The organism is Sphaerisporangium sp. NPDC088356 (assembly GCF_040685555.1).
GTDB lineage: Bacteria > Actinomycetota > Actinomycetes > Streptosporangiales > Streptosporangiaceae > Sphaerisporangium.
The window spans coordinates 1-26,750 of record NZ_JBFBIK010000061.1 but is presented as its reverse complement, the minus strand read 5'-3'; the positions used below and the strand labels follow the sequence as shown (position 1 = coordinate 26,750).

The window sequence follows — 26,750 nt, the reverse complement described above, 5'->3', positions numbered from 1 at the left end:
CGCACGCGTCGGGCAGGACGGCCATCGTCAGGGGTGCGAGCAAGGGAATCGGGCCGGCGGTCACTGCGAGCCGCGGGGGAACTGGGAGCAGCGGAAGGAGCCGACGGACTGGCCGCCGAGGGTGATGACGACGGTGATGGCGTCCGGGTCGATGTTCGAACGTGCGGCGAGGGCGCTCGCGGCCGTACACGTGAGCTGCCCGATCCACAGTATCGGCCGCGTGTCCTGCGGCACGGCTGTCGGCATCGGCCGCGTGTCCTGCGGCACGGCTGTCGGCATCGGCCGCGTGTCCTGCGGCGCGGCCGCCTGCTTGGGAAGGGGTAGCGAGATGCGCACCTTCGCCTGGCTCGCGGTGACCTTGGTCGGCGTGTAGTCGGGCGTAAGCTCGCTGTCGATCCCCCGTTTACGCTCCGCCGCGGTGGGCCCGTCGAGCAGGAGGCCGATCGTCTCCTTGAGCGGCGGCCAGGGGATGGGACGGGTCACGACCTGCAGATGTGAGCCCGACACGAAATAGAGCCGGGTGCTCGGGCGGAAGCCGATCGCCGGCTCGCCCCCGTCGGTGACGCCGGTCGGAGTGATGCCGCAGCCTGCCACCAGTGCCACCGCCATCGCGACCAGGGCCGGCGCCATCGCGGCCAGTGCTCGACGCCTTCCGGTCATGCGCCCTCCTCCTGGCCGCGCGGCAGGGACAGGGTGAACACGGCCCCGCCGCCCGGCCGGTTGGCCACCTCGATGTCGCCGCCGTGCAGGCGCGCGTTCTCGTGGGCGATGGCCAGGCCGAGCCCGCTGCCCTCGGATCTCACCCGCGCCACGTCGGCCTTGTAGAAACGGTCGAAGACGTGGGGGAGGATCCGCGGGTCCAGCCCCTCGCCCCTGTCCTCGACCTGGACGACGACGCCCTCTCCGTGATCGCTGAGTCGTACCGTCACCGGAGGCGCACCGTGGTCGAGCGCGTTTCCCACGAGGTTGGCGACGATCACGTCGAAGCGACGCGGGTCCAGCCGGACCCGGATCCCCGGGGGCAGCGTTAGTTCGACCCGGTCGGTCCAGCCGCGGGTGCGCAGGCAGGCTCGGATGGCGTCCGCCGCGTCGACGTCGTTGTGGATGAGCGTGGCGGCTCCGGCGTCGAACCGTGAGATCTCCATGAGGTCCTCGACCAGCCGTACCAGCCTGCCGACCTCGAGGTTCATCAGGCGGGCCGCCTTTTCGAGATCGCTTTCGAGGCGGCCGGCCTCCTCCTCGAACATGTCCGCCATCACCAGGATGGAGGCCAGGGGAGTGCGCAGCTCGTGGGACACGTCGGCGACGAACCTGCGGGCCTTGATCTCCATGCCGCGCAGCTCCGAGACGTTCGTCTCCAGGGCGGCGGCCGTGGCGTTGAAGGTGTTCACCAGCCTGGCCAGCTCGTCGCTGCCGCTCGCCTTGAGGCGCGTGTCCAGCTCCCCTGTACCCAGCCTGCGCGCGGCCCGGTCGAGATCGCGTACCGGGCGCAGCACCCCGCGCGCGGCGACCAGGGCGAATACCACGGCCAGCACCACGACGGGGATCACACCGTGTTGCGCCGCGGTGACCAGCGCCGCCTCGTCCCCCTCCTCCTTGGTGAGCGGTGTCACCAGGTAGACCTGCACGCCGGACGGCGCCGCCTTCTTGCCCAGCATCACCGGCGTGCCGACCACCAGGTACGGGGTGCCGGACCTGATGACCCGCTGGTAGAAGAGCCGGTTGCGCCCGACGACGGTGCGGCGCAGCTGGGGGGTGACGGCGCCGGTGTCGTCCCGGGAGGCGATCAGCCCCGAGTCGCGGTATGCCGCGGCGCCGGTGGCCTCCAGGAACGACGGCGCCACCCGGTTGGCCAGCTGTTGCAGCGCCGCGCGGTCAGGGGGGTGCTGCATGTTCTCGGTGAGGGTCGCCACGCGCAGCCGGAAGTCGTTGATGACCGACCATTCCGTACGCGTGAGCATGAGGTCGCGCGCCTGACGGTAGATCAGCCCGGCGGCGGTGAGCGCGCTGAGCCCGGCGAGGAGCACGAAGACGATCACCAGGCGGGCACGCAGGCCCCGTACCCAGATCGGCAGGCGGAGCCGCCGGGACACCGGGTTCACAGAGGTCCGAACCGGTACCCGAACCCGCGTACGGTCTGCACGTAACGAGGCCTGGACGGGACGTCCTCGATCTTCGTGCGCAACCGCTGCACGCACGCGTCCACCAGGCGGGAGTCGCCGAGGAAGTCGAGCTCCCAGACCGACTCCAGCAGTTGCTGGCGGCTGAAGACCTGACTGTACGCGGCGGACAGTTCCAGGAGCAGCCGTAGCTCCATCGGCGGCAGGGTGAGCGGGATCCCGGCTTTGGACACCGTGAGCGAGCCACGATCGATGACCAGGTCACCATGGGTCTCCTGAGCGGTGACCGCCGAGGCGGCGGGGCCCACGCGGCGCAGGACCGCGCGGATCCGCGCTTCGAGCACGCGCGGGCGGACCGGCTTGACGACGTAGTCGTCGGCCCCCGCCTCAAGCCCGCTCACCACATCAAGGTCATCACCACGGGCTGTGAGCATGACGATGGGCGTGGGCCCACCGGCCCGGATCCGGCGGCACACCTCGAACCCGTCGAGTCCTGGAAGCATCAGATCGAGCACGACGATGTCCGCCGGAGCCTCCAGCAGCCGCTTCAGGCCGTCCTCGCCTGTCCGGGCCACGTCGACGTCGTGCCCGTGCCGGCTGAGTGAGAGGCGAAGGCCCTCCCGTACGGACGGGTCGTCCTCGATCAGCATCACCCTGGCCACCGGTCAATTATCAGCCGAGCTCGGGCGGCTTACCCGCAATTGGGACATCCATTACAGGCTCATGACAATCCGGTCATGGTCAGCGGACATTTCACTGCCACGATCGAGCTCGTTCCCGACCAGTGACGTCTGTGTCCGGTGCGCGACGGCGGGGTCTCTCCGCCCGCCACCGCTGAGGAGGATGTATGCGATTCGCCCGTACCGCACTAGCCGCGGCCGCTTTCAGTGTGGCCATGCTGACCGTGACCGGGCCGGCCATGGCCGACGACGGTCCCAAGGCCACCCCCAAGCCCGTGCCGAGCCAGCAGGCCGCCCGCCCGAGTGCCGCGCCGGTGAAGGACACGGACACCCCGAGGCCGGCCAGGGACGTGCCGAGGGGCGCTCCGGAGACCGGTGGCGGCCCTGGGGCGAACCCCCTGGTGCCGTTCGGCGGTGCCCTTCTCGCCGCGGGGGCCGGGATGGGCGCGCTGGTGCTGCGCCGTCGTGCGAGCGACCACGCCTGACATGCCGGGAGTACGACGCGGCGGCCGTCATGCCCTGGGCGTGGCGGCCGCCGCCGCCATTCTGACGGGGGCCGTACTGGTCGGCCGTGGCCTGCTGCCCCCTGACGTCCCTCCGTCCCCGCCCGCACAGGCGGTGTCGCTCGACCCCGCCTTGATTCCTCATGCCATCGCAGTCGATCCCGTTCTCGTACGGTCCGCCCCCCGGCGCCTGGATGTACCGAAGATCGGCGTCCACGTGTCCCTCGGCCGGCTCGGGCTGAAGCCGGACGGAACGGTGCAGATCCCGCCGGTCGAGCACCCGGAGCAGGCGGGCTGGTACGAGAAAGGGGTCACTCCCGGGGAGCGGGGCGCGGCGGTGATCCTCGGCCACGTCGACGGCGGAGGGCGCGAAGGCGTCTTCTACGACCTCGGGCGCATGCGTGCCGGCGACGCCATGTCCGTGACCCGCGTGGACGGCTCGGTGGCCCGGTTCGTGGTGGAGTCGGTCGAACTCGTCGCCAAGAACAGGTTCCCCACCCAGCGCGTGTACGGCCCGCTCGACCACGCGGGCCTCCGCCTGGTGACCTGCGGCGGCACCTTCGACCAGCGGACCGGCCACTACACGAGCAACGTGATCGTCTACGCCCGCCTGACCCGGTAGCGGCGCACGTCCGCGGTGAGCACTGCTCTGCGGCAGTATGGCGGGGTGGGAAGTGTGTCGGCGCGCTCGATGCGGAGAGCCGGATGAAGGACTCAGCGGTGGACGCCTATCTGGCCAGGATCGGTGCCGCGCGGCCCGACCGTCCCGATGCCGAGGCGCTGCGGCGGCTGCAGCACGCGCACCTGCTGTCGGTGCCGTTCGAGAACCTCAGCATCCACCTGGGCGAGCCGATCGTGCTCGACGGCCCGTCGCTCGTCGAGAAGGTCGTCGATCGCCGGAGGGGCGGGTTCTGCTACGAACTCAACGGCGCCTTCGGCACATTGCTCACCGCGCTCGGTTACCAGGTGACGCTGCTGTCCGCCCGGGTGTTCGAGGATGACCGCCCTGGGCCGCCGTTCGACCATCTCGCCCTGCGGGTCGATCTGGACGAGCCGTGGCTGGTCGACGTCGGTTTCGGGAAGTTCAGCCGGCACCCGCTGCGCCTTGAAGCGAGGGACGACCAGCACGATCCGGGCGGGGTCTTCCGGATCACCGAGCACGGCGGGGACGTGGACGTCATCCTGGACGGCAGGCCGGAGTACCGGCTGGACCTGCGGCCGTACGAACTGGGCGACTTCGTCCCGACCTGCTGGTGGCAGCAGACCTCGCCGCTGTCCCACTTCACCCGGTCGCTCACATGTTCGCTGATGACCGAGCCCGGCCGGGTGACCCTGAGCGGCACCAAGCTCATCAGCACCGTCGACGGCGAGCGCCGGGAGCACGTGCTGGACGGCGACGCCGACGTCCTCGCCGCCTACCGCACGTACTTCGGCATCACCCTCGACAGGGTGCCCACCGTGGCCACCGCGTCGGAGTGAGCAGGGCTCAGCCGTCGCGCGGCTGCGCGGGCGGTGGTCGCACCGGGCAGGCCGGCATGGCCCGGAGCAGGTCGGCGAGCTGGCGGGCGTTGGTCTGGGCGTAGTCGCGGTAGCAGTTGTTCATGAGCACATGTGTGCTGGCGGTCTCCCTGGCGAGCTCGCACAACTTGGGCGTCCACTCTTTCAGCTCCTCGGGAGAGTAGAGGTAGCCGAACCGCTGGTAGATGTCGCGGCTGGTCCACTTGTCGCTGCGGCCGTGGAACCGCACGATCTCCAGGTCGGACGTGACCGCGACGACCGGCGGGATCGAGCACGGGTAACCCTGCGGCATGTCCAGGCATACGTACGGGATCGCGTAGGAGCGCAGGAAATCGAGGGTCTCGGCCTGGTTCTCCTCGGTCATCCAGGTCCGGTTCCGGAACTCGACCGAGATCCTCAGCGGGTCGCAGCGTCGCTTGCACTCCAGGATGTAGTGCTTGTTGCGCTTGCTGATCGGGAACCAGCGCGGGAACTGGAACAGCACCGCCCCGAACCTGCCGGCCTCCCAGAGCGGCATGAGCGCGGACACGAAGCGCTCCCACACCTGATCAACCACGGCCGGGTCCAGATCTTGTACGTAGAGGTTCTTCTTGCCGGGCGCCATCTCGACCCGCAGGTCCTTCGGCAGCGCCGCGGGACGGGTCGGATGACAGGTCAACAGCGAGAACGCCTTGACGTCGAAGGTGAAGCCCGGCGGGGTCCGCTGCGCCCAGAGCCGCGCCGTCTCCTCGGCGGGTGTCGCGTAGTAGGTCGAATCGACCTCCACGAGCGGGAAGACGCTCGCGTAGTACCGCAGCCGCTCCTCGGGCGTCGTGACGTCCGGCGGATACCAGCCGGACCGCAGGAGTGTCTTGTCCGTCCACGACGCCGTACCGACCAGGATGTCCCCCACGAGGGCTTGCCGCTACCGGGCTCCGTGTCCTGTCCGGCGGCCGAGGATGTGGTAGGTCTCGCCGCGCGTGATATAGCGGACCCGGCCCGACAGACCGAGGCGGTTGACGTGGTGGCGGAAGTCGTCCAGCCCTGAGGAGAACGCCTCGTAGTCGTCGTAGTGGACGGGCAGCGTGTAGTTCGGGTTGATCAGCTCGACCCAGTGGGCGCCCTGCATGCCGTCCATGGTCACCAGCAGGGTCCCGAGCAGCCTGGTGCCGCCCAGGTGGACGATCGCGAGGTCGATCTCCGGGAAGCGCTTGGGTATCGCCGCGAGGCATTCGTCCAGCAGCGTGTCCCCGCTGATGTGGAGGCGCAGGCTCACCTCGCCGTCGTCCTGGCCGAACTCCAGCATGCTTCCCATGACGGGAGGGAGCAACTTCTCGGCGATCCCCGGTGCGTGGCGTGCCGGCAGGGAGGTGATCTTCAGGGTGTTGTCCCCGCGGCGCAGCCGGCGGTCCTGCCAGGTCTCCAGGCTGATCGCGTTGCCGAACCCCTGGCGCCTGAGCCGCTCGGCGGCGTGGGGCGTGGTGATGATCGGCAAGCTTGGATCCAGCCCATCGCGGGCCACGCGATCCCAGTGGTCGCCGTGCATGTGGGACAGCACGACGGCGTCGATCTCCGGAAGCCGGCTGATCTCCATCGCCGGATTGGTGCGACGGCGGGTGCTGATGCCCCAGCCGAGATAGGCGCGCTGGCCGCGATGCAGGAAGTTCGGATCGGTCAGCAGGGTGAAGCCATGAGAGCGGATCAGCGTGGTGGCGTTTCCGATGAAGAAGACACTCGCTTCTGCTGCGTCGGGCATGTCAATCCCCCCGTCTCCTGTTATTTCAGGTTAAGCACATGGGAGGGCATCGCCTCGGCTCGGGGGCGGCCTAGGGGCTGACCTGCTGGGAAGCCCTCACTCCGTCGGCCCGTACGGCAGGCCCACGTAGTTCTCCGCCAGCGTCGCCGCCGCGGCCTCCGAGGACGTCACGTAGTCAAGGTAGGAGAGCTGCAGCCGGTGACCGTAGGCGTCGTCGGAGTCGAAGGTGTGCAGGAGCGTCGTCATCCACCAGGAGAAGTGCTGCGCCCGCCAGACCCGCTTCAGGCACGCCTCCGAGTAGCCGTCCAGCAGCTCACCTGACCCGGTCTCGTACCAGTGGGCGAGCGCCTTGGTCAGCAGGCGTACGTCCGCCACGGCCAGGTTGAGGCCCTTGGCCCCCGTCGGTGGCACGATGTGGGCGGCGTCCCCGGCCAGGTACAGCCTGCCGTATTGCATGGGCTCGGCCACGAAGCTCCGCATGGGCGTGACGCCCCTGTCGATGATCTCCCCCGTGGCGAGGACGAAGCCCGGGACCGTCTCCAGCCGCGCCTTCAGCTCCGCCCAGATACGGTCGTCCGGCCAGTCCGCGATGTCCTCGTCGACCGCGACCTGGAGGTAGAACCTGCTGATCTCGGGGGAGCGCATGCTGTGCAGGGCGAACCCGCGCTCCGTCCGCGCGTAGATCAGCTCCTCGGCCGACGGCTTGACCCGGGCCAGGATGCCGAGCCACGCGAACGGGTACTCACGCTCGTACTCGGTCAGCACCCCCTCGGGGATCGACGGCCGTGACACGCCGTGGAAGCCGTCGCAGCCCGCGATGAAGTCGCAGTCGAGCCGCTCGCCGCCGAAGGTGATGTACGGCCGGTCGGTGTCGATCTCGTGGAGGGCCACGTCGTCCACCTCGAACCGGAGGTCTCCGTCGTCGGCGAGCCGGGCGGCGATCAGGTCTTTGACGACCTCCTGCTGGCCGTAGACCGTTATGGCCCGTCCCGGGACGAGTTTCTCGAAGGCGATGCGATGCCCCGTCCCGCCGTATCTCAGCTCGATCCCGTGGTGGGGAAGGCCCTCCCGCAGCAGCCTGTCCCCCACGGCCGACGTGACGAGGGTGTCGACCGTCCCCTGCTCCAGCACGCCGGCCCGTACCCGCTTCTCGGCGTAGTCCCGGCTGCGCAGCTCCAGCACCACCGACTCGATGCCCCGCAGGTGCAGCAGATGGGACAGAAGGAGGCCTGCCGGACCTGCCCCGATGATTCCGACCTGAGTTCGCATACGAGGAGCATCCTGTGGCGAGGAGGTCCGGTACGAGCTTCGCCTTCCGCTGAGCGGAAGTTGATGCACAATATCCACAGCGTGTGGACAAGGGGGGTGCGGTGGCCGGCGGATCCCGTGATCCCGGGCGATCAGTGACATCCCGGGTGCTGGCCATCCTCGGCGCCTTCGACACCGATCATCCGCTGCTGACCCTGACCGACATCTCCCGCCGTAGCGGTGTCGCCCTCACCACGGCCCACCGGCTGGTGCGCGAGCTGGAAGCGTCGCGGGCGCTGAGCCGCGACGGCGACGGCCGCTTCCACATCGGCCTGCGGGTCTGGGAGCTCGGCCAGCTCGCCCCCCGCCGCCTGCTGGAGGTGGCGCACCCGTGGCTGCAGGAGCTGTTCGGCGGCACGGGCGAGAACGTCCACCTCGCCGTCCGCGATGCGCTTGAGGTGCTTTATGTGGACAAGGTGTACGGGCGGCGGGCCGTGCCGATCCTCTCCCGGACGGGCGCCCGCTTGCCGATGCACCCCACCGGCGTCGGCAAGGCGCTCCTCGCGTACGAGACCGAGTGGTTCATCAGCTCCTACCTCTCCCGGAAGCTGGAGAGGCCGACCCGGCACACCGTCACCGAGCCGGGAAGGCTCGCGCGGGAGCTCGCGTCCGTACGCGCCCAGGGGTACGCGTTCACCTACGAGGAGATGACCCTGGGGTCGTGCTCGGCCGCCGCGCCGATCATCGTGGACGGCCTGCCGATCGCCGCCCTCGGCGTCGTCCTGTCCTCCCGCCGGGCGCGGGAGCTGCCCCAGCTCGTCGAGCCGCTGCTCGCCTGCGCCCAGCAGATCGCCCGCGCGTACGGCCGCACCACGCCCTGACCTCTCGGGCGTGCGAGGTCAGGCGACGGAGAAGAGCCTGCGCAGGTGGCGGAGCTGGATCTCGTGCTGGCGGCTTCCCCCGCCCTCGTGGCCGTTCCAGGGCCACACCGTGATCTCCTTGGGTCCGGCCCAGTGGTTGTGGCCGGCGAAGACCGTGGACGGCGGGCAGATCCAGTCCATCAGCGCGACCGAGTACAGGGCGGGCACCCGGCCCCGGGCGGCGAAGTTCAGCCCGTCGAAGTACGACAAGGTGCGGAACACCTGCTCCTCGCTGTCACGCTGCGAGGCCAGGAAGCGCACGATCTCCTGGTAGGGGTCGCGGTCGGTGATCTCGACGGCCCTGCGGAAGTGCGTCAGGAACGGCACGTCGATCAGCGCGGCCTTGACGTCCGGGTGCAGGGCCGCCGCGGCCTGGGCGATGCCGCCGCCCTGGCTGCCTCCTGCGACCGCGATCCTGTTCGCGTCCACGGCCGGGTGCGCCGCCGCGACGTCGACGGCGCGGACCGCGTCTGTGAAGACCCGCCGGTAGTAGTACTGCTCGGGGTCCATGATCCCCCGGGTCATCATGCCCGGCGCCGTGGCGAAGTCGCCGCCGTGCGGGTCGCCGGTGCCACCGGGGCTTGCCGGGTTGGACCCGCCCTGGCCGCGGGTGTCGACGACCAGCGTCGCGAATCCGGCCGCCGGCCAGACCAGGTGGTCGATCGGGAGCCCCCGGCCCCCGCTGTAGCCGATGTACTGCACCACGCACGGCAACCGGGTGGCGCCCGTGGGAACCAGCATCCAGGCATGGATGGGGTGGCCGCCCCACCCGGCGAAGGTCGTGTCCTGGACCTGAACACCGGTCAGCGGTGCGTCGTGGTCGGCGAACTCCGGCGCGAGGTCGTGGCCGGCCGCCTCGTCGAGGGTCTGCTTCCAGAACGCGTCGAAGTCGGCGGGTTCGTCGCGCTCCGGACGGTAGTCGCGGAGGCTTGCCAGTGGCATGTCGAACAGGGTCATTGCCTTCTCCACGCGGGTCGAGGTCACCGGGCTGCAGGATGCGTGTCGGCGGGGGCGCCGCGATTCGCATGTTATCGACGGGTTTGCTGCTTGGTCGATGTCCGTGGCGGGGGCTCTCAGGGAAGTGAGGCTCCATACCTGACAGGAGGCGTCAGCCTTGGCGAGAAGGATGGCGTGCATACCACCATCAAAGGAGGGCTGCTGTGCCACGCGCGAACGGCACTTTCGATATCGACACCTGGGAGCCGCACACCTTCGACGAGCGCGAGGGGGCGACGCTCGCCCGCGTGCATGTGACCAAGACGTTCCACGGGGATCTCGAAGGCACCAGCACGGCCGACATCATCACGGCGACGGCGCAGGTCGAGGGCTCGGCGGCGTACGTGGGGTTCGAGCGCTTCACCGGTGGCGTGCAGGGGAGGAAGGGCACCTTCGTGCTGCACCACACCGCCTCGGGCTCGGGGGGCGAGCGGTCGCTGAGCTGGACCATCCTGCCCGACTCCGGAACCGGTGAGCTGGTGGGGATCCACGGCGGGGGACAGATCATCCCCGACGACGGCAAGCATCTCTTCCACCTGGACTACGACCTGGACTGATCTCCTGCACCCTCTGGCCTGGGTCCTCAATGGGGTACGGCGGTTCCGACGCGGGGTCCTTAATGGGGTATGCCGGGTCCTCTATGGCGTACGGCGGTTCCGACGCGGGTCCTCTATGGCGTACGGCCGGCTCTGGTCAGGTCGCCAGTCCCACCAGAGCCGACCGTCCAGACCGCCTCGACCGTCAGCGCACGACTCGTCCGCCAGCGCGCACGCCGACCGTCAGGCTCCATCTATGTGCGGGCAGGTTCAGAAACGCTTCATGTCAGCTCGCGTCGGCGCAGATCACGTACACGCTGATCCCGACCGTGGCGAAGTTGTTCTGGCGGCCAAGGCCGACCCAGCCGCCGGCGTCGTCGGTCGGGAAGGAACCGACCAGGATGGCGTCGTTGCCCTGAGCCTCGGCGCCACCGCCGATCGCCCTCTTACCGCTCGGGCACCGGATCGTACGCCGGGCGAAGTTGGCGACGTTGGCGTTGGGCAGCTTGAGGACCTGGTAACCGCGGAAGTCCGCGGCGGCACCGGGACGTGCCGGCGTGGAGTCCGCGTTCGACGCCGGCACCGCCACCGCCGCCACACCCACGCCGCTGACCACCGCGGTCAGCGCGAGAGTCGTAAGCCATCTGGCTTGCATCTGTTCTCCTTGATAGTCCCCCGTCCACCCGAGGCGAGCCCCCGGGCGGCTTCCCGGCAGGCGTTCTACCGGAGCGGGAATTACTCACTTCGTCACTCACAGTAATCATCCACAACTCTGAGTGTCCATTCTGCGGCGCGCGGCCGTGTCGTAGCACTTAGGAGAGGACCCGCCCTCTTGTCCTGGTCTGGGGGCGGTGCGTCAGGAGCTCAGGTACAACCCGGCGAGCTCGCGTGCCGTGGTCTCCAGGCGCTCGCGCAGCTCGTACGGCTTGAGCACCTCGACCAGCGCGCCCAGCTTCATGAACTCGGTCTGGGCATGGTCAAGGGACTCGATCGGGACCACGGCCGTCACCCAGCCGTCCTCGTCGGGGGTGGTGGAGGTCTCGTCGACTGCCTCCATCACGGCGGTGCTCATCAGCTCGCCCATACGCCGCCGGCCGAGCGGCGAGAGCCGTACGGTGGCTTCGCCCTGGTAGAGCCGGGTGCGGAACTCCGCGAGAAAGGACCGCCAGTAGCCGGCGAGGTCGAAGTCGGCGGGCCGTTCGAAGGTCCTGTCCAGCACGGTCAGGTTGAGGACCTGGTGCACGCGGTACGTGCGCACGTGCTCGCCGCCGCGCGCCACGAGGTACCACTTCCCGCCCTTGAGCACGACGGCGTACGGCTCCAGGATCCGTGTGACCTCCGTCGGCTCCTTCCAGCGGCGGTAGCACACCTGGATCAGGCGCTCGTTCCACACCGCGTCGGCGATCGGGGCGAGATGTGGTGACTGGTCGCCGTCGTAGTACCAGCCGTGGGCGTCGAGGTGGAACCGCTCCTGGATGCGGGCCGCCCGGTCGCGCAACTCGGCCGGAAGCGCCGCCTGGAGCTTGAGCTGGGCCGCCGTGACCACCGCCCCGAGACCGAGCTCTGCCGCCGGCCCGGGCATCCCGGCCAGGAACAGTGCCTCGGCCTCGTCGCTGGTCAGCCCGGTCAGCCGCGTGCGGTAGCCGTTCAACAGTTGATAGCCGCCCGCCGGCCCCGCGTCGCCGTACAGGGGGACGCCCGCCGCGTGCAGGGACTCGACGTCGCGGTAGATGGTCCGTACGGAAACCTCAAGGGTCTCCGCCAGTTGGCGCGCGGTCAGCCGGCCTCGGGTCTGGAGGAGAAGAAGGATGGAGAGCAGCCGACTCGCGCGCATAACGCTGACAATACGTGTCAGTGTGCGCGCTCTACGGTCCAATGATGGCTTTCACCGAAAAGTACCTGCGTCTCCCTGGCGTGATCGAGACGGCCGGTAGGCAGATCAAGCGCTATCACGTCAGCACCTTCGACACCGAGATCGAGGAGGAGATCCAGCGAGCGGCCTACGCGTTCCTGCCCCGGCTGCTCCCCGGGCTCGACGAGACCCCGCCCGCCGCGTTCACCGTCCTGCACCGGGCAAGGGACGCCGCGTACCTCAACGCCTACACCTGGGTGTGGGACAACGTGCTGGAATGCCGTATGGCCGCAGCCGGCGTGCCCCTCCTGGGTTGTGACGACACCGACCCGGCCAACTTCAAGGAGCTCGCCAAGCCGTGGATCGGCTGCGTCTGGGAGCTTCCGCCCCTCGAACACGAGCGGGCCGCCTGGGTACGCCACATGCTCACACCCGACAATCCTCGCCTTTCCACCTATCTCTCCGACATACCGGCCGAGGGCATGGTGGGCGGTGGCTGACGACCGGCGCTGTCCGCTCTCGGACGAAACCTCCGTGGCGGGCCGTCCACTCTCAATACGGAGTAATGCCTGATCAGAACGTTGGTCGGCTCTCACCTGAAGGGCTGAGGCTAGTAACGGATGTCGCAAAGAGGCTTCCGTATCGGAAGATTGTGGACAACCGCTTCTCATGCGACCGGGGGCGGGAGCCGATCCCTTGCTAGGCTGCAACCATCTGTTACGAACCCGGCGTTGTCTCATCCCCAGCTGATGAGACCGTTGAGAAGTGGGGTTACACCGTGAAGAAGCTGCTCGTTCTCGCGCTCGTTGCCCTCGGGGGGCTACTGGTCTGGCGCAAGGTGCAGGCTGACCGCGCCGAGCTTGATCTGTGGACTGAGGCAACCGGCAGCGAGAACTGACCACCTGAGCTGCCGATGCGGGTGCGTGAATGGTTCTGGATCAAGGCGGAGGTGGTGGCATGACCAGCGCCTCACCCATCAAACTTGCCTGCCTCGATCTGGCCGGCACCACGATCGGTGACATCGCCATGGTGGAGCGGGCGTTCGCAGAGGCGATCGCAACGCAGGGCATAGTCCCCGGGACCGGGGCATATGCGCGGGCCATGGTGCACGTGCATCGGTCCCGGGGTTGTCCCAAGATCGAGGTCTTCCGAGGCATTTTCCCAGGCAACGAGGCCCAGGCGCAGGCGGCCAACCTCACGTTCGAGCGCTCCTACGAGGGCGCGATCGAGCGGTCCGGCCTCGTCCCCGTGCCCGGCACCGTCGAGGCCCTGGAGAAGTTACGAGCCGCCGGGGTGAAGATCTGCGTGATCACCGGCTTCAGCCGTGCGACTCTCAGCCGGGTGCTGAGCGCCGTCGGCTGGATGGACAAGATCGACCTCGCCCTCTGCCCCGAGGACGCCGGGCGCGGTCGTCCCTGGCCTGACATGGTGCTCACCGCGGTGCTCCGTCTCCGCATCGACGACGTCCGTGCGGTCGCGGTGGCGGGCGACTCCGAAAGCGACATGCTGTGCGGGAGCCGCGCGGGCGCCTCCATCGTGGCCGGCGTCCTGACCGGCGTCCACAGCCACGAACGCCTCATCCGGGGCGGTGCGACACAGATCATCGACTCCATCGCCGACTTCCCCAGCCTCATCCTCGACAACGAGCCGAGCCGGGCAGCAGTGGCCACCTCCTCCCGGTAAGCTGTCCTTCAGCAAGGGGCCTTAGCTCAGTTGGCAGAGCGCCTGCTTTGCAAGCAGGATGTCAGGAGTTCGAATCTCCTAGGCTCCACCCATAAAAAACCCAGGTCAGGGGCACTTTCCCGACCTGGGTTTCGCGCTTAACCGGTTGGTTTCCGCTTCCGTGCCCGTTGCGTGCCCAATCAGGTCCAGCTCTTTCATGGCCGGCCCCCGTCAGCAGACGCGGTGTGGCCGGTCCCGGCGCACATCGAACAGTCATCCTGTGTGCGAGGAGTCTCCTCAGCGGTGCTGTCGTCCGTGCTGCGGATGACTCCTCGTCGTTGGCTGACGTACTTCCAGCCCCGCCCCGCACAGGACACGCACTGCTCGGTTGACATGAGACTCCGCCCGGTTGGATTCGCCGCCCGAAACCGATCTCTCCAATAGGCGTCTACTCGCCTAGAGGAGTGCTTTGCTCAGTCATTTATGACTTGTCTAGAGGAGTTCGTCAAGCCCTATCGCGCAGGCAGTTCATACGACAGCACGTAGGCGTCACTGGATATCACCGTGTCGCAGACCTCGACCGCCTTGCCGTCCGTCGTGTACGCAGTCCTCACCAGGTGAAACACGGGGATACCGGGTGCGAGCTTGAGCGCCCGCATCTCATCCCGCAGGGGCATACGCGACTTGATCTCTTCCACGAAATGATCCAGCCGGTGCCCCAACTCCTCCAGCCGCGCATAGATCCCGCCTGGCCCGCTGTCCGGCTCAGCGATCCGCGTACCGCGAGCGATCTCAGCAGGGATGTAGGAAACGGCGGTTTCCACCGGCTGACCGTTGATCAAATAACGGCGTGACCGGCGGATCACAGGTGCATCATCAGTGAGCCCGAGGAGTGCGGCCACGCTCGCCGAAGGCGCTTCCTCAGTGATCTTTATGGCGTCCACGGACGGCTTGCCGCCGGCACCTTCGGTTTCCGCGATGAACGCGGCCTTGCCCTCCTCGCGATGACGACGGGCGAACCGATCTGAGGCCAGCCGCCGGACCGGAGGATGCGAGCGAACGAAGACCCCACGCCCATGCTCCGCAACCGTCAGCCCTTCACCTTGGAGGACTTGGAGAGCGTTGCGGATGGTCATCCTCGCGACGCCGTAATGTTGCATGAGCTGAGCCTCTGAGGGCACTTTCTCACCCTCAGCAAGAGTGCCCTGCTCGATCGCATCGCGGATGTGATCGGCGATCTGACGAAACACCGCCCGATCGCTGGTCGGGTCCAGATCCGGCAAGGGCAGCTCGGCCACGACCCAACTCCTCAACTCGTACATACGTGTATTACGGTCGAGGATAGCGACCCGCACCGCCGGAGGTAATCCCGATGGATCACCAGAACACGCACTCCGTCAGCGTGGCAGGCGTGATCATCGATGACCAAGGCCGCGCCCTGCTCACCCAACGCCGAGACAACGGCCACTGGGAAGCACCCGGCGGCGTACTCGAACGCGACGAGGACATCACCACCGGCCTACTCCGCGAGATCCGAGAAGAAACCGGCCTGGACGTCGAGCCCGTCACCTTGACCGGCGTCTACAAGAACATGACCCGCGGCATCGTCGCCCTGGTCTTCCGCTGCAAAGTCATCGGCGGACACCTCACCGAAACCGACGAAACCCGCTCCTTCCGCTGGGTCACCGCCGACGAGGTCCGCACACTCGCATCAGAAGCCTTCGCCGTCCGCGTCCTGGACGCCATGCGCGACGACCACACGCCGGCCATCCGCCACCACGACGGCACCCACCTGCTCTGAGCCAGCACCGCAGCAATCTCAACCGGCTGTAGCGCGGTGTCTAGTCCCACGAGATGCTTGACGGTTCTGTCCCACCACATGCTTGACAGGTGGCCTAGAAAACATAGGTGACCTTCCTGGGCTGGGCCGCGGCTTTGATGTTGCGGACGGCATGGGTGGTGGTGCGCCGGACGATGCGGATGTCGTCGGGCAGCTCGATGGCCAGGGTGGTGTCGCTGACGTGGACGGTGACGATCCGGCGGGCGTGGATTCGTCCCAGGGCGACTTTCTGCCCGGCGACCATGATGACGCCGCTGTTGCTCGCGATGCGCTGCACGCTGATCGGCTCCTGGGACGGGCGCGGCGGCGGCCCGGCGGGGCGGGCGTCGCGCAGGTAGCGCACCCGCTCCCAGGGAATCGGGTTGGGCCGGGTGCGCAGCAGCTCGCGGGTGACCGGGTCGAAGAACATCAGGGTGGTCTCCTCCACCCGGATGGTGACCCGCCGGCCGTTGAGCATCTCGGCGGCGAGCACGACCTTCCCGGCCAGGCTGACGGTGCCGGCCCGGCTGATGGTGCGGTCCACCTCGATCGCGGTGCCGTGCTCGGCGGGCAGCAACGGCGGTGGCCCCGCCGGTCGTGCACCGTGGGCGGCCAGTTTGGCCAGGTCCGCGGGCGACAGATGTGAGCGGAAGCTCTTGATCCGGATCCCGGCGATCAGCACGTGGATGACCTGTGTGTCGGCCCAGAATCGGACGGTGACCCCGGCCCGGTCCGGTCCCAGCCAGAACTGCCGGCCCGCCACCTGCATGTTCCCGCTCGGCGGGATGACGCGGTCGAACTCCACCGGCCCACCCGGCAACGGCTGCTGGGCAGTGGTCACCGCAGTCTGGCCGGCTGCGGCGTCAGGGGGCAGGGTTTGGCCGGTGTCCTGGCTGGGGTGGGATCGAGTACGACCGCAGGGCCGTACGCTGTCTGGCGAACTGGGCGGAGCTTGCTCCTGCCCGGTAATACCGCCCAGTGGCCCTGCGGGCGTGCTCGATGCGGGTCCCGCACCTGGCAGGTGGGTAAAACCTGACCCCGCCCCACCAGGGACATCCGGCAAGACCTGACGCAGCGGCGCCGGCAACCGCAACGGCAGCAACCGCTGGTCCACATCAGCGGTCCGCGAGGCGAACCGCTCGACGGGGCAGGCCATCTGAAGCGCCTGATGCGGCCGCATCGTGTTGTAGTGCTCCACCCACGCATCCACCGCAGCCTGCGCCGCCCCAAGGTCGGTGAACGGCACCGCATCATCCAAAAGCTCCCGGCGCAGTGACTGGTGAAACCGCTCCACCTTCCCCGTCGTGGTCGGATGCCGCGGCTCGGTCAGCCGGTGCACAATCCCGTTGTCCCGGCAAATCCGGTCGAACAGCACCTCCCCGCCCTTGCCGAACCGGTCGGTGAACTGCTTGCCGTTATCAGTGAGCACCTCATCGGGAATCCCGAAAACGCACAGCGCGGACGCGAAAGCCAGGCACACCGCCCGCGCGGTCGGCCGCAGGACCACAGACGCGCTGACGCAATAGCGGGAATGGTCGTCGACCCCGGTGACCACTTTGGCCTCCGCACCGGTCGACAGGAAAACGCCGCCGACAATGTCCATCTGCCACAACTGCATCGGCGCCTCCCGCTCCCAGCGCAAGAAGTCCTCCCGCCGCCTGCGGCCCCTGCCCGGCTGCACCAGGCCATGACGCACCAGCGCCCGATACACCCCCATCCGCGACGGCACCGGCTCCACCCCCAGCCGCCTGGCCTCATGCACCAACCGCACCGGCCCCCACCGCGGATGCTCCCGCCGCAGCTCACACACCAGCGACTCCACCTCCGCCGGCATCTGCGACGGCGAGAAATCCGGGCGACGCGACCGATCGGTCAACCCCGCAAGCCCCGACTCCCGATAACGAGACAACCAGGTATGCAGACTCTGCCGCGACACCCCGATTCCAGCCGCGACCTCACTGACACTCGCGCCCGCGAGCACCAAAAGGACCACGCGATAACGCTGCTCAACAACGGACAAATCGACCAGGACCATTCGCGGTTCCCCCGAAACACGCCGCCCACAAACGACGCATCACGAAGAACCCGAACACGGCACCGGTGTCAAGCATGTCCTGGGACTCCACTGTCAAGCATGTCCCGGGACAGGACACCGGCTGTAGCGCGGATCTTGCCGAATTGTTCTCTTGTGTATCAAGAGGCGGCGCTCCGCGCCGCCTCGCGGCCCCGCGCGCGTTCGGCGGCCGGGCATGCGGCCTGGGGGTCGGTCCCGGCCGCCGGCGGCTAGGGCCGCGAGGGTCCAGGCGGTCGCCCAATAGATCTCGGAGATTCGTTGTCTGTCAACCTCATATGTGACGGACCTCCGTGTCAGGTTTCTAGACACAAACTTGTGCGCTCATTGAGCCGTCGAGCGGTTAATACGAACCTCCTGACCTGGCTAGATATAGTCCAGGCCCACTAGTCAACCTCCAAGTTTGCGCGGTCCCTGCAAACTTGGGATTTGGCCCTCTCTGGGTTCTTGACGGGGCATGCACCAGAATCATCCGGTGTGCGAGCGCCTCGCAGAACCGCATAGGAGACCGAACAGTCTCATGCGTGCGAGGCTCACCCTGCTTCGGCGGGGGCCGTTTGCTCTCTACTCAGAACTCAAGACCCATAGAAGGGTCGTAGCGCCGAAGGGATACAAGATGATGAATGCTTGAACGGTCACCGAAGCGCTCACTGAGCCGCTCGTCCGACGAAGGGAGCTACACGCAGCTCAGCGAGCTTTTACTAGACCCATTCGTGGGACCCGGCACCATGCCGTCGGTCCCAAAGCGAGCGGCCCCCTGCTGCGAACAGGGAGCCGCTCTCACGTCCGATCCACTCTGCTTGCATGAAGGGACGTCTCACCATGAGGTTATTCCACCGCTCCTCGCGGGGTAACTACCAATCTCCTACTGAGCCTCCGCGGCTTCCCCACCGTTGGGCCACCATCCTCGGACTGTCCAGCATCGTCGGCTTCGTCGTTGGCGGGCTCACGGGCTACTCCGTGGGTGGCCTCCAGGGCCTGGGTGCCGGCCTAGCCACGGGCATTGGGATCGCCGTGGTCGTCGCAACTTGGCTTCAGAAGTCCGTGGAGTAAGTCGGTCCCGTCCTCCTCGCTGGTCGAGTGTCCCGGTTGAGGCCACCGAGTCAAGGGCGCCTTCGGCGTCGCTTCGCGATCAACTTCGTTGACCCTTGACACGGCGGCCTCGCCCTGGGGATCGGCAGCTATGAGGAGGACGGGGGAGGACCAGGAGCCGGCGGGGTACTGCAACGCGTACTGCAACAGTCCCACACAACCGCTCACGATCACCGCCGCCGGCCACCATCGCGACCCAGGCCGCAGTCCTTGCGATCACGAGGCGAACGGTCCTGATAAGGAAGACGTCAGCTCATCGACATCGTGCTCCGAACCGGTGAAGGTTTCTGGACACCCCAACAGGCGGCGACTTAGGGTTCCGATCATGAAGCGTTCGACGGTCGCGGTGCTCGTGGTTGCTTGCTTGGGAATCGGCACAGCTGTGATCGCTCCTATCGCAAACATCCTGCTGACCTCTGGCTGCACCGCTGATGACGACCAGCTCGCCGCATCTCTGGCCACGCTCGGTACCCTCGATGTTCATCCGCCGACGGCGACCCCCCAAGGAAAACGCGATTCTGCTTGCGAAACTGACGACCGAGTAGTGGCTGTATGGCAGTCCTACCGCCCCTCTGGCTCGCGAGTCGATTTGCTGTCCTTCTATCAAGACTTCGCAATCAAGGAAGGCTGGAGTCCGGCCCCGGATAATCAAGGTGGGGAACTGAGTTGCTTCATCAAATCCATCGAGGGGAAGGATGTATACCTTTCCGTAAAGTTCCCCAGTACGGATCGCGAGGAGTCCGGCGATGGATACGACGTCAACGTCAGCGCTTCTTTGCGTAGCGAGGGCTGGTGTCTGTCTTGATAAGGAAGCGGTCGCCGAGCAGTCGTCAGGGCATCGCGGGTTGCAGTTTGGGTTGCAGTTCAGGGTGATCCAGGGGCGTTCAGAGCAGACCGCGCATGCCTACTGACCTGCATTGAACCGTCTGGAACCATGATCGTCCGAGCTTTTAATCCGCAGGTTCCCGAGTCGGCCGGCTCCCTGTTACGCAGGAGTGAGGACGGTCTCCGGTGCTATCCAGCCTCCCGACGTCGTGCCCGAGCGCCTACGGCCTGGCGGACCAAGCCGTACCCCTGCGGGGAGGGGCGGCGCAATGCCGGAGACTGTCCTTGATGAGGGTACCGCCGTGCCCGTCGCGTGCCCGATGGGGCCGGGAGCAAGGGGGAACAGCGGGGAGTAGCGGGGAGTAGCGGGGAACGCGATCAGCGCTGTGAGCTGCGTTGCCGCAGGTGGGCCAAGATCGGCATACGTCTTTGCAAGCAGGATGTCAGAAGTTCGAATCTCCTAGTACGGCAGCGGCACTTGTGATCTATGTGCTGGTGGCCGGGTCGGAGCGGCGGCGGTGGTGGTGATACCCGCACGCAGCGCCGCGGCGATCATCTGCAACGCCAGTTGCGGCTTGGTCGCGAACTCGATATCGGCGGGGATACCGGCGGCCGCACACCGGCCCGGTCGGCGACCCAGGACCGCGGCAGGTAGAGCCGGACATCCAGCAGCGCCCGACCGGCCGCGCAGGCGTAGCCGAGGAACACCCCGATCTGGCTGTTTTCGACCTTCCCAAGGGATCGGCCAGGATCCCGCTCGACGCGGACCCGAAGTCCGTGCCCGGTCAGGCACACACCGCCTCGAGGATCGACACATCTGATGTCGTCGCAACGACCCGCTCGAGCCGGAAACCGCAGGTCTGCAACAGCGACTCGTGTTCGCTGTGGGTGCGTTGCCTGCCCCCGGTGTGGATGAGCATCATGATGTCCATGGCTTTAGACCAGTCGGGTCCAGAGTCGTCGGGGATGACGCTCTCCACCAACAACAGCCGCGCATGCGGCGGAGCGGTCTTCCGTACGGCGGCCAGGATCGCCGTGGCCCGCTCGACGTCCCAGTCGTGGATCACGTCCATGAGCATGTAGGTGTCGCAGACCGGCAGCGGGTCCCTGAAGAAGTCGCCAGCTTGCAGCGTGAGCCGATCGGAGGCGATCTCCGCGGCACGCCCGATCACCGGGGGCAGGTCGAAAAGGATGCCCGTGGTTCGTTCGGCCGCGTCCACCACCGCCCGCAGTAGGTGTCCTTGGCCGCCGCCGATGTCGGCGATCGTTCCGCAGTCCGAGAAGTCGTAGGCGGTCAGGACACTCGCGACCTGGATACGCGCCTTTGAGACCATCGCGGCGTCGAAGACCCGGCCCGCCTCGGGATCACTCTGAAGGATGGCGAAGAACCCGTCCGGATTCAGCTTGTTCGTGGCCGGGAGTCCAGTCTGGAGTGAGTAGTCGAAGTAACCCAGTTGCTTTGCAGTACGTTCGGTTCCGAATGTTGCCACGAAGTCACGCCAAGACTGGGGATGGTCGGAACGGAGCATTCGCGACGCGCCGGTGTGGGTGAAGCGGTCGTCGCTGGCCGCGAAGACGCCATGGGCAGCGAGGAGGCGAAGCACACGACTGAGGGCCTCGGGATTCGCCCCGGTAACTTCGGCCAGCTCCTGGGCCGTCCGCGGCGTGTCGTCGAGCGCGTCGGCGACGCTGAACCTGGCCACGGAGGCCAGACAGTGCCCGACAAACAGGCCCCCGAGCGCCGCCGTCAGTGTGTCGAAGGGCCCCGTCTGTCGATCGAGCGCGGCGTGGTGGTCATCACTGGCGGCCATGAAACGCCTCCGATTTGTCCCCGGCACGTGGACGGCGCAATCGTCGTCGCAATCATTGTGCGAGCCGTAAGGCGTCGTCGACAGAGGGATAACCCTGGTTCGGTCCCGACGAAGCGTGTTGACTCAGCTGCGCCACGACCCGGCTGCGTACCCCTGACAGGAGTCGAACCTGCATGCCGCCCGGTTCGTAGCAGGGTGTTCATCCATTGAGCTACAGGGACATGGTCCCGTCGGCAGGAGTCGACCCTGCTGCGGCGGTCGTATCAGAACCGTGCCCGTACCACTCGGGCCTCGACGGGGCTCCACTTAGCTAGTCCAGGTGCGTGGCGCAGAACTATTGCCTTTCGCCGGTTAGGCTAGGCTCCACCAGCCAAAACGCCGCTTCCCTGGACAGGGAGAGCGGCGTTCGTGCCATTGACGTGCCATTAGCCCGCTGGAACCAGCGCGCCGCCCAAGCCGTCATCATCGTTCTTTCGCTCCGCTTCCACGCGCACGCTCAGGGCATCTGCGATCTTCTGGTCAGCGTCGCGCGTGGCATGCTGGTAGATCAGCGCGGCCCGGTCGCTGTCATGTCCCATCCGCGCCTTGAGATCCGCAAGACTTGCCCCTGACTGCGCCGCGAGGGTGTTGCCCGTGTGCCGGAGGTCATGGAAGTGCAGACCCTTGACGCCCATCTCCTTGAGCGCATCCGACCACTTGGCCTCGCGGCGGAAGTTGCCGCCTCGAAGGAAGCCACCGCGGACTCCGAGGAAAAGGAAGGCGTCTTCTCTGTTCGTAACGAACTCCCGGAGATGATCCGTCAGCGCGGGAATGATGGCCGAGGGGATACCGACCGTATGCCTCCCGGCTCGCGATTTCGGCGGACCGAGGACCATCTCTCCGCCGTCCAGTTCGAGAAGCTGTTCCCGGATGCGGACCGTACGAGCCTTGAGATCGACGTCCGACCGGCGCAGGGCGATCACCTCACCCCATCGCAGGCTGGCGAAGGTCGTGAGAAGAACGAGCGCCCGAAATCGTCGGTCAGCCATGCGATCGGCCAGCTCGAATACCTGGGTGGGCCGCTCAGGAGTGTGCTCGTTGTCCGCGCCTTTGATCCGGCATGGGTTGCGAGGAAGCATCTTGTCCTCCTCTGCCGCCGTCATCAGAACGGCCCGCAGCAGGCGGTATGCCTTGGCCGCGGTGGACACCGAGACGCCGTTGTCGATGTGCAGCGCTTCGCGTTGCGGGGCATCGTCACAGACGCCTCGCCCGAGCGGGGAGGCAATTGCGTGGTTCAGCGCATGAAGGGTTTGAAGATGGAAACCACCTTCGTGGCAGCGCGTTCGGCGTCCCCGTCCGCGATCGCCTCGACCAGCTCGTGATGGTAGCGGTGTGCCGCGTCCTCGTCCTCGTTCTTCTCGTCGCGCATGTGGGCAGCGAAGACGTCGAGCATGCTGGAGTACAGCTTGACGTAGAGAGGGTTGTGCGTCGCTGCCACGATCGCGCGGTGCAGGGCGAGGTCCGCGCTCGCTCGCAGGTCGAGATCATCGGTCGACCAGCTCGCTTCTCGACGGTCGCGCAGCTCGCGCAGCGACTCGACGTCGGCATCTGAGCGGTTCAATGCGGCCATTGACGCTGCAGCGCTGTCAAGGGCAAGGCGTAGTTCCAGGTAGTGGCGACGGGTGCCACCGGCGAGCTGACGTTCAAGAGCGCTTGTCAGCTCGGAGCTGGAGATGACGAAGGTGCCGCGGCCCTGCTCACGGCGCAGCAGACCTGCGTGCACCAGCGACTGCAGCGCCTCGCGCACCGTGTTCCGACCGATTCCGAACTCCGACACCAGTGCGGCCTCGGTCGGTATCCGCTCACCGACCGGCCAGCGTCCAGAGACCACCTCCTCGCGGAACCGCTCGGCAGCCTGGTCGATGAGTCCCACTCGACGCATCGGCTGTCGCGTGCCAGACTCTTCGCAACTCATCCCATAATCCCATCATCTGCTGACCTTGCACCGGAGTATAACGTGACAGCGCTCTCCTCATCGCTCGTTCTGTCGCACCGTAGGCGTCTGACCTTGTGGGCCTGGCTCGCCATCGCCCTTACAGCGGTCAACCTGCGAACGGCCGTGACCGGGTTCACTCCGCTTCTGGAGATCATCGGATCCGATCTCGGCTTCGGGGTGACGCTGTCCGGCCTGCTCGGCACTGTGCCAGCGGCGTCCTTCGGCATCTTCGGGTTTCTCGCCCCAGCGGTGACCAGGAAGTTCGGACTAGAGCGCACGGCCACTGTGGCGCTGGGCTTGACGGGTCTGTCGCTCCTGATGCGCGCCTTCTCTCCAACGTCCTCGTTGCTGGTGCTTTCGACCGTGCTGGCACTGGCCGGAATCGGAGCCGCGAACGTCGTGGTCGTTCCGTTGGTGAAAGCCTGGTTCGCCGATCGACTGGCCCTGGGGACCTCGCTTTACCTGATCCTCATGCAGGCGGGCCAGTTCATCGCCCCGCTCCTCGCGGTCCCGGTAGCAGAAGCGGCGACGTGGCGGCTCTCGGTAGGTATCTGGGCGGGACCAGCTGCTGTGGCTGGTGTGGTCTGGCTGGTCCTGGCAGTCAGGCTGCCCGCCGATCATCACGCGCCCGCGGCCGTGACGGCGACCGATGCGGGACCGAGGATCAGCCGATCGTCAACCGTCTGGGGCCTGGTGATTCTCTTCGCGATGATGTCGCTGTCCAACTACGGGATCATCACCTGGGTCCCGGCAGTGCTCACCGACGCAGGAGGCAGTGCGGCCCTGGGCGGCTCCATGGTCGCGCTCTACTCGTCATGGGGCATGCTCGCGGCCTTGGTGGTTCCACACCTGGCCACGCGCATGATGAACCCGTTCATCGTGGTCGTCGGGTGCGCGATCTTCCTGGTAGCGGGATACCTGGGCCTGCTCCTGTCCCCGCTCGACGGCACGCTGATGTGGGTGTGCGCGCTGGGAATCGGGGTGAGCACCTTCCCGCTCTGCATGACCCTCATCAACCGTCGAACCAAGAGCCCGCAGACAGCCTCTGCCGTGTCGGGCTTCGTTCAAGGCATCGGCTATGGGCTGGCGTGCTTCGGCCCGATCGGTTTGGGCCTTCTGCGCGAGGCGAGCGGATCATGGTCGATCCCGCTCCTGGTGCTCGCTGCGACCGCCATCCCAGGGGTGATCGCCGGCTGGTTCGCTTGCCGTCCTCGCTTCGTGGAGGAATCTGTGCCACAGCCGACGAAGCGCGACGCTGACCTGTAGCCGCGACGATAAGAGTCATGCGTCGAACAGATCCGCTCTCGGGGCTTCAGCGCGCCGCCGGCCTATCGACGCAGTAGGGCACGCACCACCAACACGACAGCGACGATGAAGAGAACCACCAACGCCAGAAACAGCACCTCGGGCCAGCCCATCCTCGGCATCCTGGAAGAACGCCAGGGGCGAGTCGCGAATGCCCGACACTGGTACCACAGGGCGATCGAGTCCGGTCACACCGAATGGGCGGCGAAGGCCATGGTCACCCTCGGCCCCCTGGAGGACAGGCAAGGGCGGGTGGAGCAGGTACGAGAGTGGTGGGCCAAGGCGGCCGAGTCCGATCACACCGACTGGGCACCGAGCGCTATGAACAGACTCGGCCTTCTAGAAGACGACCAGGGACGAGTGGAGCAGGCGCGACACTGGTACCACAGGGCGATCGAGTCCGGCGAGCTCGATTGAGGGTCCGGGCGTGGGCGCCGAGACAGTGACGATGACACTCGCCGACCCGGCTGCGATGACGGGGCAGGATGGTCGGGTGACGCTGCCTACGCAGGACCGTCCAGCGTCGCCGCGCACGACTCGGTCAGCAGTTCATGGCCGGCCGCGCGCAGCAGCCATCGTTCGGCCCGATCGAAGGTCCAGCCGCGGTCGCCGACCAGACTGCACCAGGCGTTCTGGCCGAAGTGGAACCACAGCACGTCCACCGCGTCGGTAACGGTGATCTCAGGCCGGAGGCCGTCGAGTTCCCACAGCCGGCGCGCGATCGCGGTGAGCGCCTCCAGGCATTTGGCCGTGATGTTGGCGATCGCCTGCTGGGCCAGCGCGTCGTCAGGCGGCTGTCGCATCAGCTTGTAGATGAGGTCCCAGTATCGTTCCTGACCGTGGCGGGCGGCCCGCGCGCACAGCGCCAGCACCTGTCCCGGATCGTCGGCCGACCGCGCCGCGGTGCCGGCGGCCGCGGCCGCCGGGTCGTTGATGGCCGGTCGCAGCAGCTCCGCGAACATCGCCGCCTTGCCACCGGCGCTCGTGTAGACCGTCTGCGTGGCCACCTGTGCGGCGCGGGCGATCTCGGGCACGGTGGTGGCGCCGTAGCCGCGTTCGAGGAACAGCTCGCGGGCGCACGCCAGGATCGCCGCGCGTGTCTCAGCGGCAGCGTCCTCGCGCCGCGGTGAGTGATATCGACCTCCCATGATGTTCAGACCTTATCAGTACACTAACTTGACTAGAGGGTCCTCTATTCAATAGCGTCACATCGTCGCCAGCCTGGCGCCGATCGATGCCGAGTGATGAGGTTGAGATGAGCCTGCCGTATGTGGCGCAAGCCGCCGACCACGAGCAGTTGGAGTGGCTCGGCGGTGGCGTCATGCGCATACTGCTCGACGCCGCGAAGACCGACGGCCAGTTGGCGATGATTCGGTCCGACGCAGCGGGAGGATCGGCGTCGCCGGTGCATGTCCACGCCGACGAGGACGAAGTGATCGTGCTTCTGAGCGGCAGCGGCATCTTCTGGGTCGGCGACAAGCGCTTCGAGCTTTCCGAAGGTGGGGTCGCATTCCTGCCGCGCAGGCTCCCCCACGCGTACCGGTTCACGTCCGAGGTCGTCGACATGCTCGCCGTGTGCACGCCGGCCGGAACCGAGAACTTCTTCCGGGCGGCCGGTTGGGACCTGTCTCGTCCCAAGCCGGACGGCTGGCAGATCACGCCGGCTGATATGGCGGCGGCCGCCGCAGCCACCGGTCAGACGGTGCTCAGACCGCCGCTGGCCGCCGACGAGATGATCCCCGAAGAATTTCTGACCGGGCATCAGGGTGGTCACGCGAGCTGACCCCACCGGGCGACCGGCGACGGCCACCGGCACGGCGCAACCGGAGGCAGTCCGGTTCTACCAACGTGAGGGCTATCGGCCGACCGACGGCCTCGGTCCGTTCGCCGGCGGTCCGATGGGCGTCTTCCTGGCCCGCGAGATCGGTTGAAGGACCGGGCGTGTTCGCGCCGGCAGCGCTCAGTCTTTAGTTCAGAGAGGCAATCTTGTCTGCGCGCAGGAACTCCTGAGTTCCTGCGCGCAGGGGCGCGCACGCGGTCAGCCCCAAGATGACCACCAAAGGATGCCGCAGGCCGCGCTCG

Annotated in this window: 27 protein-coding genes, 2 tRNA genes and 2 pseudogenes; 14 read left to right on the top strand and 17 right to left on the bottom strand. The window is 67.3% G+C overall.

Annotated features, from left to right (window positions below):
* Positions 1 to 60: 60 nt before the first annotated feature.
* The 3 genes from AB0O34_RS22190 to AB0O34_RS22180 are packed head-to-tail and all read right to left on the bottom strand — an operon-like array spanning position 61 to position 2,782.
* The gene (locus AB0O34_RS22190; RefSeq protein WP_363918125.1) at positions 61 to 660 is read right to left on the bottom strand and encodes a hypothetical protein; all 600 of its coding nucleotides are present in this window, start codon (positions 658 to 660) and stop codon (positions 61 to 63) included.
* A complete protein-coding gene (locus AB0O34_RS22185) occupies positions 657 to 2,102 on the bottom strand; it encodes a HAMP domain-containing sensor histidine kinase (RefSeq protein WP_363918123.1) in 1,446 nt (481 codons plus the stop codon). The genes AB0O34_RS22190 and AB0O34_RS22185 overlap by 4 nt, the downstream gene beginning before the upstream one ends.
* The gene (locus AB0O34_RS22180) at positions 2,099 to 2,782 is read right to left on the bottom strand and encodes a response regulator transcription factor (protein ID WP_363918121.1); all 684 of its coding nucleotides are present in this window, start codon (positions 2,780 to 2,782) and stop codon (positions 2,099 to 2,101) included. Before AB0O34_RS22180 ends, AB0O34_RS22185 begins: the two co-directional genes overlap by 4 nt.
* A gap of 185 nt (positions 2,783 to 2,967) precedes the next feature.
* On the opposite strand from AB0O34_RS22180, the gene AB0O34_RS22175 reads away from it, so the two are divergent.
* The 3 genes from AB0O34_RS22175 (at position 2,968) to AB0O34_RS22165 (ending at position 4,782) form a co-directional block, all read left to right on the top strand.
* On the top strand, positions 2,968 to 3,285 hold the full coding sequence (locus AB0O34_RS22175) for a hypothetical protein (protein WP_363918119.1): 318 nt from the start codon (positions 2,968 to 2,970) through the stop codon (positions 3,283 to 3,285).
* 1 nt (position 3,286) lies between these two features.
* The gene (locus tag AB0O34_RS22170) at positions 3,287 to 3,925 is read left to right on the top strand and encodes a class F sortase (protein ID WP_363918117.1); all 639 of its coding nucleotides are present in this window, start codon (positions 3,287 to 3,289) and stop codon (positions 3,923 to 3,925) included.
* An 83-nt stretch (positions 3,926 to 4,008) separates the two neighbouring features.
* Complete coding sequence (locus AB0O34_RS22165; protein ID WP_363918115.1) at positions 4,009 to 4,782, top strand: arylamine N-acetyltransferase; 774 nt, start codon at positions 4,009 to 4,011, stop codon at positions 4,780 to 4,782.
* A gap of 7 nt (positions 4,783 to 4,789) precedes the next feature.
* On the opposite strand, the gene AB0O34_RS22160 is transcribed toward AB0O34_RS22165, so the two are convergent.
* The 3 genes from AB0O34_RS22160 to pobA form a co-directional block, all read right to left on the bottom strand.
* Complete coding sequence (locus AB0O34_RS22160) at positions 4,790 to 5,713, bottom strand: DUF72 domain-containing protein (protein WP_363918114.1); 924 nt, start codon at positions 5,711 to 5,713, stop codon at positions 4,790 to 4,792.
* 12 nt (positions 5,714 to 5,725) lie between these two features.
* Complete coding sequence (locus tag AB0O34_RS22155) at positions 5,726 to 6,556, bottom strand: MBL fold metallo-hydrolase (protein WP_363918112.1); 831 nt, start codon at positions 6,554 to 6,556, stop codon at positions 5,726 to 5,728.
* 96 nt (positions 6,557 to 6,652) lie between these two features.
* A complete protein-coding gene (gene pobA / locus AB0O34_RS22150; RefSeq protein WP_363918110.1) occupies positions 6,653 to 7,825 on the bottom strand; it encodes a 4-hydroxybenzoate 3-monooxygenase in 1,173 nt (390 codons plus the stop codon).
* Between the two features lie 101 nt (positions 7,826 to 7,926).
* On the opposite strand from pobA, the gene AB0O34_RS22145 reads away from it, so the two are divergent.
* Complete coding sequence (locus AB0O34_RS22145) at positions 7,927 to 8,685, top strand: IclR family transcriptional regulator (RefSeq protein ID WP_363918108.1); 759 nt, start codon at positions 7,927 to 7,929, stop codon at positions 8,683 to 8,685.
* Between the two features lie 18 nt (positions 8,686 to 8,703).
* Here the strand turns inward: AB0O34_RS22145 and AB0O34_RS22140 are convergent, their stop codons facing one another.
* A complete protein-coding gene (locus tag AB0O34_RS22140) occupies positions 8,704 to 9,681 on the bottom strand; it encodes an alpha/beta fold hydrolase (RefSeq protein WP_363918106.1) in 978 nt (325 codons plus the stop codon).
* Positions 9,682 to 9,884: 203 nt separating this feature from the next.
* On the opposite strand from AB0O34_RS22140, the gene AB0O34_RS22135 reads away from it, so the two are divergent.
* Complete coding sequence (locus tag AB0O34_RS22135) at positions 9,885 to 10,277, top strand: DUF3224 domain-containing protein (RefSeq protein WP_363918104.1); 393 nt, start codon at positions 9,885 to 9,887, stop codon at positions 10,275 to 10,277.
* A 265-nt stretch (positions 10,278 to 10,542) separates the two neighbouring features.
* Here the strand turns inward: AB0O34_RS22135 and AB0O34_RS22130 are convergent, their stop codons facing one another.
* Both AB0O34_RS22130 and AB0O34_RS22125 read right to left on the bottom strand, forming a co-directional pair.
* On the bottom strand, positions 10,543 to 10,911 hold the full coding sequence (locus tag AB0O34_RS22130; protein ID WP_363918102.1) for a hypothetical protein: 369 nt from the start codon (positions 10,909 to 10,911) through the stop codon (positions 10,543 to 10,545).
* Positions 10,912 to 11,112: 201 nt separating this feature from the next.
* Positions 11,113 to 12,090 carry a YafY family protein gene (locus AB0O34_RS22125; protein WP_363918100.1) on the bottom strand — a complete coding sequence of 326 codons (978 nt, stop codon included), beginning with the start codon at positions 12,088 to 12,090 and terminating at the stop codon, positions 11,113 to 11,115.
* A 44-nt stretch (positions 12,091 to 12,134) separates the two neighbouring features.
* On the opposite strand from AB0O34_RS22125, the gene AB0O34_RS22120 reads away from it, so the two are divergent.
* From AB0O34_RS22120 to AB0O34_RS22105, 4 genes are all read left to right on the top strand, one after another.
* Complete coding sequence (locus AB0O34_RS22120) at positions 12,135 to 12,608, top strand: hypothetical protein (protein WP_363918098.1); 474 nt, start codon at positions 12,135 to 12,137, stop codon at positions 12,606 to 12,608.
* A 278-nt stretch (positions 12,609 to 12,886) separates the two neighbouring features.
* Positions 12,887 to 13,006, top strand: coding sequence for a DLW-39 family protein (locus tag AB0O34_RS22115; protein WP_211264163.1), 120 nt, complete (start codon positions 12,887 to 12,889; stop codon positions 13,004 to 13,006).
* A gap of 59 nt (positions 13,007 to 13,065) precedes the next feature.
* Positions 13,066 to 13,791, top strand: a complete 726-nt coding sequence (locus tag AB0O34_RS22110; protein WP_363918095.1) for an HAD family hydrolase — start codon at positions 13,066 to 13,068, stop codon at positions 13,789 to 13,791.
* 15 nt (positions 13,792 to 13,806) lie between these two features.
* Positions 13,807 to 13,879 (top strand) — tRNA-Ala (locus tag AB0O34_RS22105).
* Between the two features lie 403 nt (positions 13,880 to 14,282).
* On the opposite strand, the gene AB0O34_RS22100 is transcribed toward AB0O34_RS22105, so the two are convergent.
* Positions 14,283 to 15,068 carry a GntR family transcriptional regulator gene (locus tag AB0O34_RS22100; protein ID WP_363918093.1) on the bottom strand — a complete coding sequence of 262 codons (786 nt, stop codon included), beginning with the start codon at positions 15,066 to 15,068 and terminating at the stop codon, positions 14,283 to 14,285.
* 74 nt (positions 15,069 to 15,142) lie between these two features.
* Between AB0O34_RS22100 and AB0O34_RS22095 the strand changes: the two genes are divergently transcribed.
* Complete coding sequence (locus AB0O34_RS22095) at positions 15,143 to 15,571, top strand: NUDIX hydrolase (protein ID WP_363918091.1); 429 nt, start codon at positions 15,143 to 15,145, stop codon at positions 15,569 to 15,571.
* Positions 15,572 to 16,661: 1,090 nt separating this feature from the next.
* Here the strand turns inward: AB0O34_RS22095 and AB0O34_RS22090 are convergent.
* Positions 16,662 to 17,609, bottom strand: a pseudogene (locus AB0O34_RS22090) (IS481 family transposase); the annotation flags it as partial.
* A 1,468-nt stretch (positions 17,610 to 19,077) separates the two neighbouring features.
* Here AB0O34_RS22090 and AB0O34_RS22085 point away from each other — a divergent pair.
* The gene (locus AB0O34_RS22085; protein ID WP_363918089.1) at positions 19,078 to 19,557 is read left to right on the top strand and encodes a hypothetical protein; all 480 of its coding nucleotides are present in this window, start codon (positions 19,078 to 19,080) and stop codon (positions 19,555 to 19,557) included.
* 546 nt (positions 19,558 to 20,103) lie between these two features.
* Here the strand turns inward: AB0O34_RS22085 and AB0O34_RS22080 are convergent.
* From AB0O34_RS22080 to AB0O34_RS22060, 5 genes and pseudogenes are all read right to left on the bottom strand, one after another.
* Positions 20,104 to 20,318, bottom strand: a pseudogene (locus AB0O34_RS22080) (transposase); the annotation flags it as partial.
* A gap of 44 nt (positions 20,319 to 20,362) precedes the next feature.
* Entirely contained in the window at positions 20,363 to 21,388 is a 1,026-nt protein-coding gene (locus AB0O34_RS22075) for a methyltransferase (RefSeq protein WP_363918087.1), read from the bottom strand.
* 222 nt (positions 21,389 to 21,610) lie between these two features.
* Positions 21,611 to 21,687, bottom strand: a tRNA-Ile gene (locus tag AB0O34_RS22070).
* A gap of 126 nt (positions 21,688 to 21,813) precedes the next feature.
* Entirely contained in the window at positions 21,814 to 22,575 is a 762-nt protein-coding gene (locus AB0O34_RS22065; RefSeq protein ID WP_363918085.1) for a site-specific integrase, read from the bottom strand.
* An 86-nt stretch (positions 22,576 to 22,661) separates the two neighbouring features.
* Positions 22,662 to 23,300: an FCD domain-containing protein gene (locus AB0O34_RS22060; protein ID WP_363918083.1), complete on the bottom strand. Its 639-nt coding sequence runs from the start codon at positions 23,298 to 23,300 to the stop codon at positions 22,662 to 22,664.
* An 84-nt stretch (positions 23,301 to 23,384) separates the two neighbouring features.
* Here AB0O34_RS22060 and AB0O34_RS22055 point away from each other — a divergent pair, with 84 nt between their 5' ends.
* Together AB0O34_RS22055 and AB0O34_RS22050 are read left to right on the top strand one after the other, a co-directional pair.
* Positions 23,385 to 24,629 (top strand): MFS transporter, encoded by a 1,245-nt coding sequence (locus tag AB0O34_RS22055; protein ID WP_363918081.1) that lies wholly within the window; start codon positions 23,385 to 23,387, stop codon positions 24,627 to 24,629.
* Positions 24,630 to 24,734: 105 nt separating this feature from the next.
* A complete protein-coding gene (locus AB0O34_RS22050; RefSeq protein ID WP_363918079.1) occupies positions 24,735 to 25,085 on the top strand; it encodes a tetratricopeptide repeat protein in 351 nt (116 codons plus the stop codon).
* 86 nt (positions 25,086 to 25,171) lie between these two features.
* Here AB0O34_RS22050 and AB0O34_RS22045 read toward each other — a convergent pair whose 3' ends face one another.
* The gene (locus AB0O34_RS22045; protein WP_363918077.1) at positions 25,172 to 25,816 is read right to left on the bottom strand and encodes a helix-turn-helix domain-containing protein; all 645 of its coding nucleotides are present in this window, start codon (positions 25,814 to 25,816) and stop codon (positions 25,172 to 25,174) included.
* Positions 25,817 to 25,923: 107 nt separating this feature from the next.
* Between AB0O34_RS22045 and AB0O34_RS22040 the strand changes: the two genes are divergently transcribed.
* Positions 25,924 to 26,451, top strand: a complete 528-nt coding sequence (locus AB0O34_RS22040; RefSeq protein WP_363918075.1) for a cupin domain-containing protein — start codon at positions 25,924 to 25,926, stop codon at positions 26,449 to 26,451.
* Positions 26,452 to 26,750: the final 299 nt, after the last annotated feature.